Here is a 12,679-nt window from a genome sequence, read left to right as displayed (position 1 = left end):
ATGAAGTATTTATTAACAACTGATATCGGTGGTACTTTTACAAAATTAGCGCTTATTTCAGTTGATGGTCAACTAAGAGAGAAAGTGGAAATCAAAACACCAAGAACTTTTCTGAAGTTTGCTCAATTGCTCATTGATTATTATGAACAGCATAAAAAAGCATATCCGATAATGGGAGTAGCAATAAGTAGTCCTGGCAGTGTTACAAAAGAAGGGGAGGTCTATGGATATAGCTCTGTTCCTTTTATTCATGAACAAAATATGAAGGTTTATTTTGAAACCAAGCTGAGGTTACCTGTCACAATCGAAAATGATGCTAATTGTGCAGCTCTTGCGGAAATGTGGAACGGGGCTGCTGAAGGGGTAAACACATATGCTTGTATCGTATGTGGGACTGGTGTTGGTGGGGCTTTTATTATGGATAAAAAGCTTTATCGAGGTGCTCATTTACATGGTGGAGAATTTGGATACATGATTTTATCACGTAATGAAAAGACAGGGCATCGTCAGACGTGGAGTGAATTAGGTTCTTCATCTGCCATTGTTAGCAGATTACAGCAAGTAGAAACTACAGAGAAATGGACAGGTCCTTTAGTATTTCAACAAGCTGAGAATAATGAAGAGGCTAAGAAGTCGTTAGACGTATTTTTTCAAACACTAGCTATTGGAATCTTTAATATTCAATACATGTTAGATCCAGAGAAAGTATTAATCGGTGGAGGGATTACGAGACAACCTACATTTTTAAGCCGTTTGAACGTTTATTTAAATGAATTATATGTAGAAAAACCTTATGCAGAGGTACGGGCTTCTGTATCCCTATGTCACTATTTAGATCAGGCTCAGTTATTTGGTGCTGCTTATGTATGGTTTGAGGAAGTAGAGGGGGGAATAAAGTGAATCGACTAGGTGGATTTTTTACTGAAGCGAGCTCTTGGATTTGGAAAATTATGCAGCTAAATCTCATCTGGATAGTACATATTTTTTTAGGTGGCATTATTTTGGGGGTATTTCCAGCAACGATAGCGATGTTTTCGATAACGAGAAGATGGCTCAATGATGGTTTAGATGAGCCTCTTTGGCGCAATTTTCATTCTTATTACCGGAAGAACTTCTGGAAGGGAAATGGTTTAGGTTGGATTTACTCTTTTATCGGTGGATTTTTATTATTTGACCTTTACTTAGTGACTCAAATTAGAGGGTTTGTTGCCTTATTTAGTACGATGGTGATTTTACTTTTACTAATCGTCTATCTTTTCTCTTTTCTTTATTTCTTTTCCTACTATGTCCATTTTAAGCATACGTTTAAAAGTTATTTGATTCAGCCTTTTATTATTACGTTAATTAGTCTAAAACAAAACGTACTCATTGCGATTGGCTTAATAACGATCGGTTATTTAATTTATCAACTTCCAGGATTAATTCCATTTGTTGTAGGGGTCATGCCAGCATACTGGGTAATGAAGATTTCATTAAATCATTTTCAAAAGATGGAACTTAAAATGGAATAATTTGAACGGAGGAATATCATTATGGTTAAAAAAACAGCACATATCATCTCCCATTCCCATTGGGATCGTGAGTGGTATATGTCATTAGAAGAACATCGATATTATTTAGTCAAACTCTTTGATGATTTATTAGATACGTTAAAGAAGGATGCTAGTTTTTATAGTTTTCATTTGGATGGCCAAACGATTATGGTAGATGATTATTTGAAAGTCCGTCCACATAAAGAAGAAGAAGTAAAAAAATATATACAAGAAGGAAGGTTAGTTATTGGTCCTTGGTATATTTTACAAGATGCCTTTTTGACGAGTTCTGAAGCGAATGTAAGAAATCTACTCTATGGTATGAAAGAGACGCGGGTTTTAGGGCAAGAAGCAGTGATTGGTTATTTTCCAGATACTTTTGGTATTTATGGTCAAGCACCGCAACTTATGAAACAAGCTAATATTGAGGTTACGGCATTTGGAAGAGGTGTTACGCCTACAGGATTTAATAATCAAGTTTTTCATAGTGATGATTATTCTTCTCCTTATTCTGAAATGATTTGGGAGGCTCCAGATGGCTCGAGTGTGTTAGGGATTTTATTTGCTAATTGGTACTCGAACGGAAATGAGGTGCCCATCGATGCGAAGGAAGCAAAACAGTTCTGGAACCAAAAGTTAGGAGATGCGAGTAAGTTTGCTTCGACTTCCCAACTATTATTTATGAATGGATGTGACCATCAGCCTCTTCAGAAGGATATTACGAAAGCGATAGAGAGAGCAAATGAGTTATTTACTGATGTCACGTTTAAACACTCTAATTTTTATGAGTATATCGAAGCTTTGAAAACTGAATTGCCAAAAGAATTACAAACGATTCAAGGTGAACTTAGGAATCAAAAAACAGATGGTTGGTCTACTTTGGTAAATACAGCTTCGGCTAGAATTTATTTAAAACAAGCGAATGATCGTTGCCAAATTTTATTAGAAAAAGTAGTGGAGCCGCTGGGTCTCTTAACAAAAGATCATGCTTTTCATCGTGATTTTGTCGAGTATTATTGGAAATTATTAATGGAAAATCACCCTCATGATAGTATCTGTGGTTGTAGTGTCGATGAAGTTCATCGTGAAATGGTGACCCGTTTTGAAAAAGTGGAAAAAGGGGCATTGAAGTTTGTTGAAGAACAAGCACGCGAAATAGCGACGAATATTCAGACCGTTCATGAACATAAATCAGCTATACCTCTTGTTATTCTCCATACGAGTGGTAATAGCACAAGCCATGTCATTACAAAAAAGGTGGCGATTAAAAAGATTTATTTCGATGAAGTGAACTTCAAGGATATTCCAGAAACCTTAAAAGCAGATTCGCTTCCTTTTTTTCAGATTGAACTCGCAGATAAAACCACCTTACCAGTGTCAGTAAAGGATCTTGGCGTGAATTTTGGCTATGAGCTGCCAATGGATAAGTTTAGAAAGCCTTATTATGCTCGAGAGATTGAAGTGAGCTTTTTATTAGAGTCTCCTATTCAAATGGGTTATGAAGTTTGTTACTTAGTACCGAATAATAAGCAAGTAAAGGTTGATGGAGAAGGTAAGGGAATTTGGAATGCTCAAGCAAATAAGTTAGAAAATGAGCGACTTAGTGTGATGATTCATGAGGATGGCACGTACTCAATTGATGATAAACAAACGAACTATCAGTATCGTCAGTTAGGTGTTTATGAGGACATAGGTGATATTGGGAATGAGTATATGTTTAAAGCATCTGGTGATGGCAAGAAGGAACGAACAAAAGGCAAAGCGACTTCGATTCAAGTTCTAGAAGATAATATAAACCGAGCATCGATCGTTATTCATTCAACCCTATCTGTTCCAATTGAAGCGGATAAGCAACTAGAGACTGAGCGAGCAAATTTAGTTTGGCACCCGGAACGACAGTCTCAAAGAAAAGAGGAAAAGACGGAGCTTGCTCTTGAGACTATATTGACTTTGGAGCGGAGAGCAACAGGTTTGAAGGTGAAAGTGACGATTCATAATACAGCAAAAGATCATCGCTTGCGGGCTTTGTTTCCAGTAGGTGAAGGGAATCGCGACCATTATGCAGATAGTATATTTGAAATAGTGAAACGACCGAATCAACCTGAAGAAATGTGGTCTAATCCCACTTTTGATCAACATATGCAACGATTTGTCAGTTTAGATGATAAAAAGAAAGGGTTAACGATTGCAACAAAAGGATTACATGAATATGAAATTATCGAAAATGGTACGATCGCCGTCACATTGTTAAGGTCTGTTGGTGAACTAGGTGATTGGGGTGTGTTTGAGACACCAGAAGCTCAGTGTCTGGGAAGGAATGAGGCAGAATTTATGATTATTCCTCATCAAGGTGATGTGCTATCTTCTAACGCATACAAGACAGCTTATCAATATCCATTGTTACCAACAGTGCTTCAAATTGAGCAAAATGAAGGGGGACAACCACCGGAGAAAAGCCTATTTGAATGGACTGGCGAAGGTTTAGTATTAACAACAAATAAGCCTTCAGAAGATTTAAAAGGCACCGTGCTTCGATGGGTCAATGTGCTAGATACGGATCAGGTATTAAACCTAAAAATGAGTGAAGCACAAGGAATCTATCGTTCTACTATTTTAGAAGAAAAAAAGGAGCGAATAGCTCAAAATTCAGTAGATTTAATCATAAAAGCCAAAGAGATTATCACTTTATTTATTGAATACTAGACTAAAAAAAGTGAAGGAGAATGGATGATGAATGTGAACCCGAATAATATTCCTCTTTCTTTTCAAAAAATCATTGCTAGGGTGAATGAAGCTTTTCCCGAGGATAGAGAGATACAAAAACTATTTAAACAGTGTTTTTTAAATACGTATCAAACTACGATTAAACAAGATGAAGAAGGAACGTTTGTCATTACTGGTGATATACCTGCCATGTGGTTACGAGATTCGTCGGCACAAGTAAGACCTTATTTAATTTTAGCGAAAGAAGATCCAAACGTAGCCAAAATGTTAAAGCAAGTAATCGAACGACAATGGAAGTACATTTTACTCGATCCTTATGCGAATGCATTTAATCAAGAAGAGAATGGCAAAGGGCATCAGGATGATCAGACTACTATGAATCCGTGGATTTGGGAAAGAAAATATGAAATTGATTCATTATGTTATCCAATCCAACTGACTTATTTGTATTGGAGGGCGACTGGTGATCAATCAATCTTAAATGAAAAATTAACGGAAGTATTGCAAATGATTTATAACGTATGGAAAGTAGAACAAGAACACGAGGATAAATCCCCATACTCATTTGAACGAGAGAACTGCCGTGTTTCAGATACGCTTTTACGTGAGGGAAAGGGAGGCTACTCGGTCAAAACAGGCATGACATGGTCAGGGTTCCGTCCTAGTGATGATGCATGCTTATATGGGTATCTTGTCCCAGCGAATATGTTTGCTGTAGTCGCACTTAATTACGCTCACGAAATGCTTTTGGAAATGAAGGAAATGGACTTGGCTAATAAAATGAAGCAATTATCGAAAGAGATTCAAACAGGGATTGAAAGTTATGCTAAGGTGAATCATCCTATCTTTGGAGAGATGTATGCCTACGAAACAGACGGTGAGCAGAATTTCAACCTAATGGATGATGCTAATGTGCCGAGCCTTTTATCGATCCCTTACTTGGGTTATACAGATAGGACTGATTTAACCTATCAAAATACGAGGAACTTTATTTTGAGTCGTCATAATCCTTATTATTATGAAGGAACTGAGGCAGAAGGGATTGGGAGTCCACATACACCTGATCATTATATTTGGCCAATTGCCTTAGCTATACAAGGAATGACCTCTACCTCTCAAACAGAAAAGAAAAGAATTTTGGAGTTATTTAAGAAAACCCATGGTGCCACTTATTATATGCATGAAGGCTTTGACGCGGATCGCCCTCATGAGTTTACTCGTTCATGGTTTGCTTGGGCAAATTCCATGTTTAGTGAATTTATTTTAAGTGAAATCGGCATTTATGTACCTGGTAGTCCACTTAAGAAAGAAACAAATGTAGAGTTCTACAGTTAGGGGGCCCTGATGTTTTATCGAATAGAAAAACTAGAAAATAGAATAAACGAACTTGACCGGTTACGTTATCGTGATATAAAAATGGTAAACTCGTTTTCGACTTTTGAGCCAATGAGAGGCGAGGAGAACCTTCTTCCTGAAGGTTATTCTGATCAAAAGATGAGTGTAAATAGTAATTGGTCTGGAAGAGACCGTTATTTATGGCTTCATACGACATTATGTATTCCAGAAAAGTGGCTCGGGAAAAAGAGTGTTTTATTTTTAGATTTAGGACGTACAGGAGGAGGGAATAACTCTGGGTTTGAGTCACTCCTGTATGTGAACAAAAAGCCTTTTCAAGGGGTAGATTCTAATCATCGAGAGGTTATTTTACCGCAGATAGAGAGTGAGAATATAGAGATTGACATTCAGCTATGGTCTGGTTTAGAAGGTGGAGGTCAGCCGAGTGAACAGCATTATCTGATAAAAGAAGCGTGGTATGGGTGGTTAGATGAAAAAATGGATGAGCTCTATTTTAAATCTAAAGCTCTATTAGAATCGATCAAGATTCAGAATCCTCACGATTCAACACGTTCCAAACTTCTTTCTATCCTCAATCGAGCTTTTAATAAATTAGATTGGTCGATGCCAGGGAATAATGCTTTTTATCAAACAGCCTATGACGCATTAGAAGTTCTTCATAATGGATTGAATGAAATTCCGAAGCATTCCGATGTGACTGTGCATACGATCGGTCATTCTCATATTGATTTAGCTTGGTTATGGAGAACAAAGCATACGAAGGAAAAAGCGAAACGGACGTTTTCGACCGTTTTAAGATTAATGGAGCTTTATCCAGACTATGTTTATTTACAAAGCCAACCGCAAATATATGAATGGGTCAAAGACGATGACCCTGAATTATTTGCAGCGATTAAAAAGAAAGTGGCTGAAGGGCAATGGGAAGTCGAAGGAGCGATGTGGGTAGAGGCAGATTGTAATATTCCTTCTGGTGAATCCTTTGTAAGACAATTGTTATATGGTAAGAAGTTTTTTCAGAAGGAATTTGGTAAAACCAATCGGACCCTTTGGCTTCCAGATGTGTTTGGATATAGTTGGTCGCTTCCCCAAATTTTACGTAAGTCAGGAATCGATACGTTTATGACAACGAAAATAAGTTGGAACCAGTATAATAGGATGCCCCATGATACCTTTCAATGGAGAGGGATTGATGGCACCGAAATTCTTACTCATTTTATTACAACTCCAGAGCCAGGGAGGCCGGAAGATTCTTGGTTTTATACTTATAATGGCTTAATCACAGCAGAAACCGTAAATGGGATTTGGGAAAAGTATCGTGATAAAGACCTTAATCAAGATTTGCTGCTAGCTTACGGTTATGGTGATGGCGGTGGTGGCGTCAATAGAGAGATGCTAGAGATGAAAAGACAATTTGATCTCATGCCAAACATGGCCAATGTTCAGTCGACAAATGCAGATGCTTACTTTAATTTGTTACATGAGAATGTATCGGCAACAGATGACTATGTACATACATGGGACGGGGAATTGTATTTAGAATATCACCGCGGAACTTATACAAGCCAAGCTAAAATGAAACAAATGAACCGACGTTTGGAGTGGGGATATCGAGAAGCAGAACTAAGTGCCGTATGGAATGGCATTCTAAATGAATGGACTCAGTACCCATCTAGTTTAATAGAAAAGGGATGGAAGCTCATTTTATTAAATCAATTCCATGACATTATTCCGGGCTCATCGATTACAGAAGTTTATGAGGATGCCCATCAAGATTATGAACAAGCCGATAAAATTAAAGATAAAATATTATTCAAGCACCAAGAGGAAAGTGTTGAGTCATCAGATACAGATTGGACCTATTTCCATCCAAATCAATATGAAACGCCAACTCTTGTCGTTGTTCCACCTAATGATAAAAAACAAGCTGACTTTTATCGCTTGAATGGAGAAGTAGTAAAATCTCAGAAATTAGCTAGTGGAGAAGACCTTGTGCTTGTTGAGAAAAGCCGACCTTTCGCTTACCAATCTTTTGAAGGGGTAAAAGATATAAAGGAGCAAGCTAAGGCATTAAGTGAGGTTCATTTAGAAATGGGAAGTTGGATTACGCCCCATTATGCGATAAAGTGGAATCAAGATGGACAATTAACAAGTATTTATGATAAAGCAGAAAAACGTGAAATGATTAAAGCTGGGCAGCAAGCGAATGTGTTTAAATTGTATGAAGATAAGCCACTTGCTCACGATGCATGGGACATTGATTTATTTTACCAAGAAAAATCTACTACTATTCATACGCTTATGGGGTGTAAAATAGTAGATAATGGACAATTAAGAACAACCATTCAATTTAATTGGAAGAGTGAGCATGTGGAGGTCGAGCAATATATACATTGTTATCTTCATACAAAAAGAATTGACTTTGAAACAAAAGTCAATTGGAAGGCTCGTCAACAGCTATTAAAAGTAGAATTCCCGGTTAATATCCGTTCTACAGAAGCGATTTATGATATCCAATTTGGGAATGTAAAGCGCCCTACACATTGGAATACGTCTTGGGATATGGCCAGATTTGAATCTGTCGGTCATAAGTGGGCCGCATTAGCTGAAACGAATTACGGAATTAGTTTAATGAATGATAGTAAGTATGGTTATTCAATTAAAGATCATACGTTAGCTCTGTCTTTATTAAAAGGAGCACTCCATCCGGATCCATTAGCAGATCTAGGGGTGCATCATTTTGTTTATTCGATTTATCCTTTTGCAGGCGTAGCGAGTAAGCATCAAGTTGAAAAAGAAGCGGTCTATTTAAATACTAAATTAATGGCCTATTCAGGCAAAGTAAAAAAGGAATATGAACCGTTGTTTTTATCTGTTTCAAACGACCAAGTGGTGATTGATACCGTCAAGAAATCAGAAGAACGTGATTCTGTTATTATCCGATTACATGAAATGGAAGGCTCTCAAATCGAGGTAGCACTAGAAAGTTCATTTGAAATAGATAAGTGGAGAGAAGTCAATCTATTAGAAGATGAGTTTTATTCAGCGTTTGCTGTGGAACCTTTAGTCCTTTCTTTTTCTCCTTATGAAATCAAAACAATTGAAATGAAGCTTATGAAATAAAAAAGGCAGAGACTAATTTGATTAGTCTCTGTTGCTGTTATCACGATTGGTAGGAGTGAAATAAATGAAAACGCATTCAATGTTAAAAAAACTAAGTGGAAGAATGTTTTATCGTGTATTTTTAACATACTCTACGATTATATTTGTTGCGATGGCCATCCTATTTGTTTTTCTTTCTGAATATTATTCTGATTTTATTATTCAGCGAGAGGTAGATAAACAAGAGACAATCGTGAATCAGATTAAAAATGAAATAAATGAAAAGCACCAATTTGTGAATCAAGGTATACGCCAGCTGTATTTAGAAGAAAGGTTAATTGAAGACTTGGCTTTTGCTCTACAGCATGATTACCAAGAATACATAGGCTATCGATTAGATAAGTTTTCCAATAGTGATTCATTTGTGCCTTATAATTTTGATATTTATGTAAAAAATTACTTTTCAATCGATCCAGATGTAGTGGCTCTTGAAATCCGAAATGAAAGTCTAGGGACAGAGTATATTTATTTATATAATCATAGTAAATGGCACCAAACAAAATTCAATAGCGATATTGAGATGAACATAATTGAACAGCACCATAATAATGTTTATATTGTTGAGGAACAAATAAATGATCCGGTATCACTAGAAAGACTCGGAAATGTCTCTGTGTATTTTACATATGAAAATTTAAATCGGTTATTATCTTTACGAGAAGATAATGTGCAAGGAATGGTGTTTATAACGGATCAAGATATGAATTTATACTATTCAAATAATCAAATACCAATAGGGATTATAGAGCAGTTAAATTATAGTTCCACCCAGACTCAAATCAAATTAGATGAAGTGTATTATGTTCATTCTTCCATTGAAACGACGAGCGGACTGATGGTTACCGCGATTATTCCTAAAAGTGAAATGGTCCCCTTATTAACGTATAGGTTAACTATTTTATCGCTTATATTGCTTTTAACTTTTTTTGCTATCGCACTACCATATTTTTCATTAAGAGGTTACTCCAAAAGGGTTAATCTAATCGTCGATAAAATGAGAGAGGTTCAAGCTGGAGATTTAAAAGTGAGAATAGAGACAAAAAAGTATGACGATGATCTTACCATTATTTCAGATACATTTAATGAAACATTAGAAGAATTAAATGAATATATAAATAAAGTTTATTTTTCTAAACTAAAGCAAAAAGAAGCGGAACTGGCTAATCTACAAGCACAAATTAATCCTCATTTTTTATATAACACATTAGAGGCAATTAGAATGAAGTCACTAGCAGAAGGCGGGAAAAGTTCGGCTGAAATGATTGTGCAGCTAGCCACACTATTTAGGTATTCATTAAAAGCCGCTGATTTAGTTACGATTAAAGAGGAGCAAAATCATGCTCATCAATATATTGAGTTATTTAAAAGTCGGTTTAAGAATCAATTAAAAAGTGATTTTCATATAGATGACAAACTTAAAAACTATTATGTGCCACCATTTATTTTACAACCACTTATTGAAAATTTCTTGTTACATGGTTTTCGAAGAGGGAGTGAAGAGAATCGGCTAATTGTCACTCTTGATGAAAATGATGGTGTACTTAGTATGGAGATCTCAGATAATGGTAAGGGTATTGAACGAGAAAAGCTACTTGAAATAAGAAAGCGATTGGAAAGGGTCGAAGGTTCATCAAGCTCGATTGGTTTAGGAAATGTCCATCAAAGAATTCGACTGAAATATGGGGCGAGTTATGGTGTTAGTATTGAAAGTACACTTGATATGGGGACAATTGTAAAAGTAAGATTACCAATTGTAAGTGAGGTGTTATTTGATGATAAGAGTGATGTTAGTGGATGACGAGCCTCTTATTCTAGAAGGACTAACCAATATAATAGATTGGGAATCTTTAGGGTATGAGGTTGTAGCGACAGCTAGAGACGGTCAGGAAGCTTTAGAAATGGCAAATGATATAGTGTTTGATGTTCTAATAACAGATATTAGAATGCCTGAATTAACAGGATTAGAGTTGATAGAGGAAATAAATAAAAAAAGAAGATATGTAAAAACGATGATTTTATCAGGGTATCAAGAATTTGACTTGGTCAAGGAAGGTCTAAAGCTAGGGATTGAAAATTACTTACTTAAGCCGATTAAAGAAGAAGAGTTAGTGTCGTCTCTTGCACACATAAAAGAGAAAATAAATAAAGTTGCTCTAGAGGAACAATCAACACTTGTATTGCGGGATCATGTTATTTGGAGATGGATTGTAGGGAAGATAGAGTATGAGGAATTTATAGAGAGAATATCACTTTATCCTGAGCTACAATTAAGGTTACCTTTTCGGTTTGGACTGATTAAGTTAGCGTGGGAAGGGCAAAACGATCACTTTTTGTACTCATTACAAGTGAGAATTGAAAAGGAGACAAAAGCGGTTGCAGTTATTACACCATCAGGAAATATCTTTTTGATTTGGCATGGACAATCGACTCAAGGGGAATGGGAATTTGTTAAAAAGCAACTATTATTATTGTTAAAATCATTATCGGTGAGTGAAACACCCATTTTTGTTTATAGTCGAATAATAGAAGCGATGGAACTCGTGCAACAAGCTTATCGTGATTTAGATATGAGAAGTGAATTGAAAATGCTGCTCCCGGATAAGGAGTATGGTATTACGGATAAACTGTATTTAAATGGAAACGGGGAGGCTCCTTCTAGTCATAATGAATTAGAAAGTTATTTAAAGCCTGAAATGTTGGAGCATTTAGCGAACAGGCGATATGATGTCGTAAGGTTGACAATGGATGAATTATTGATGAGTTTAGAATGCGAAAAAAGTCCATTAGTTATGAAAAGTGTTTTATTAGAATTCTTCTTTCAACTAAAGAATAAATTACTTATTTCTATGGAGTATAATCAGTATATTCAAATGACTTATCAGATTATATATATCCAGTCACGTCAAGAAGCTATGAAAATAATTGACCAATGCTTTCAGCTATTGGATCAAGAATCTTCTCAAGAAAGTGCTGAATTTAGTCCGATCATTCACACGATTGTTACTTATGTTCATCAGAATTATGCGGAAGATATGTCATTAAAAACATTAGGAAATTCGTTTCATATTAATCCTATTTATTTAGGTCAGTTGTTTCAAAAGGAAGTAAATAGTTCATTTACAAAATACTTGAATAAGTTAAGGATTGAGCGTGCGAAAAAGTTATTAATGAATTCCTATGAAAAGGCAGGGCATATTGGGAAAAAAGTAGGTTATACAGACGCCACCTATTTCTATAAGCAATTTAAAAAATTTGAGCATATGACACCCTCTGAATGGCGAAAACAAAATATACATCATTAATGATAGTGGAATAAAAAGCGGCATGATTCTTAGAACGGATTGAATCATGTCGTTTCTTTATGTTTATTACTCAACTTTCGCTGAGTATGATTGACTCTTAACCGTTGATAGAGATTGATTTTAGGGCGATATCATACTCAAATTGACTTTACATGGACGGTTCAATCGTTGACAGTCTGAACACATCTCTTCGTAGGCTGTTGAAGGAAACTGTGCAGTAAAATGAAGAGCTCCGGCTGTCGCTCCCAAAACCATACTCCGCGTCCTGCGGGAACCTTGCGAGCCTCCTCGGCACACCTGCGGGGTCTCGCTCCACGGTTTATTCCCGCGGGAGTCTCCGTATGGTTTTGTCCGCTAAGTGTAGGGGAGATGCTTGATGAGATGGCCATTCTCAATCAGCTATTTTTAACGCAGAAGGACCTTTTTCTTCACTTTGTTGGTTATGGAACTAAATAGGGAGTTACCACCTATTTTTTCCTAAGTCTGTAGTCATCAAAAGACAGGATAAACAAGCTCGATCATCTAGCTAATGTACAGAGCATCCACAGTGATTTGTTTACAACTGTAACGGAATGAGTCATGGAAGGAGAAAAATCATTCTCAAGC

7 protein-coding genes are annotated in these 12,679 nt (G+C 36.3%); all 7 read left to right on the top strand.

The window, feature by feature from the left end; translation table 11 throughout:
- The 7 genes from AA0017_RS17540 (at window position 1) to AA0017_RS17510 (ending at window position 12,073) form a co-directional block, all read left to right on the top strand.
- Window positions 1-900, top strand: coding sequence for an ROK family protein (locus AA0017_RS17540; RefSeq protein ID WP_413376551.1), 900 nt, complete (start codon window positions 1-3; stop codon window positions 898-900).
- On the top strand, window positions 897-1,511 hold the full coding sequence (locus AA0017_RS17535) for a YesL family protein (RefSeq protein ID WP_413376549.1): 615 nt from the start codon (window positions 897-899) through the stop codon (window positions 1,509-1,511). The genes AA0017_RS17540 and AA0017_RS17535 overlap by 4 nt, the downstream gene beginning before the upstream one ends.
- Before the next feature lie 21 nt (window positions 1,512-1,532).
- Window positions 1,533-4,235, top strand: coding sequence for an alpha-mannosidase (locus AA0017_RS17530; RefSeq protein WP_413376547.1), 2,703 nt, complete (start codon window positions 1,533-1,535; stop codon window positions 4,233-4,235).
- Between the two features lie 27 nt (window positions 4,236-4,262).
- Window positions 4,263-5,591 (top strand): glycoside hydrolase family 125 protein, encoded by a 1,329-nt coding sequence (locus tag AA0017_RS17525; RefSeq protein ID WP_413376545.1) that lies wholly within the window; start codon window positions 4,263-4,265, stop codon window positions 5,589-5,591.
- Window positions 5,592-5,600: 9 nt separating this feature from the next.
- On the top strand, window positions 5,601-8,732 hold the full coding sequence (locus tag AA0017_RS17520; RefSeq protein ID WP_413376543.1) for an alpha-mannosidase: 3,132 nt from the start codon (window positions 5,601-5,603) through the stop codon (window positions 8,730-8,732).
- Between the two features lie 64 nt (window positions 8,733-8,796).
- On the top strand, window positions 8,797-10,569 hold the full coding sequence (locus tag AA0017_RS17515) for a sensor histidine kinase (RefSeq protein WP_413376541.1): 1,773 nt from the start codon (window positions 8,797-8,799) through the stop codon (window positions 10,567-10,569).
- Window positions 10,544-12,073: a response regulator gene (locus AA0017_RS17510; protein WP_413376539.1), complete on the top strand. Its 1,530-nt coding sequence runs from the start codon at window positions 10,544-10,546 to the stop codon at window positions 12,071-12,073. Before AA0017_RS17515 ends, AA0017_RS17510 begins: the two co-directional genes overlap by 26 nt.
- The last annotated feature ends 606 nt before the right edge of the window (window positions 12,074-12,679 follow it).

The sequence above is a fragment of the Alkalihalobacillus phoenicis genome, assembly GCF_047302405.1.
GTDB lineage: Bacteria > Bacillota > Bacilli > Bacillales > Bacillaceae_D > Alkalihalobacillus.
Note: the sequence above shows the minus strand (reverse complement) of the source record. Positions and strands in the feature narration are given on the sequence as shown.

Excerpts from the sequence above, each read along its gene's own strand:
- AA0017_RS17540 (WP_413376551.1), top strand. The coding sequence starts at position 1 with ATGAAGTATTTATTAACAACTGATATCGGTGGTACTTTTACAAAATTA.
- AA0017_RS17530 (WP_413376547.1), top strand. The coding sequence starts at position 1,533 with ATGGTTAAAAAAACAGCACATATCATCTCCCATTCCCATTGGGATCGT.
- AA0017_RS17525 (WP_413376545.1), top strand. The coding sequence starts at position 4,263 with ATGAATGTGAACCCGAATAATATTCCTCTTTCTTTTCAAAAAATCATT.
- AA0017_RS17520 (WP_413376543.1), top strand. The coding sequence starts at position 5,601 with ATGTTTTATCGAATAGAAAAACTAGAAAATAGAATAAACGAACTTGAC.
- AA0017_RS17515 (WP_413376541.1), top strand. The coding sequence starts at position 8,797 with ATGAAAACGCATTCAATGTTAAAAAAACTAAGTGGAAGAATGTTTTAT.
- AA0017_RS17510 (WP_413376539.1), top strand. The coding sequence starts at position 10,544 with ATGATAAGAGTGATGTTAGTGGATGACGAGCCTCTTATTCTAGAAGGA.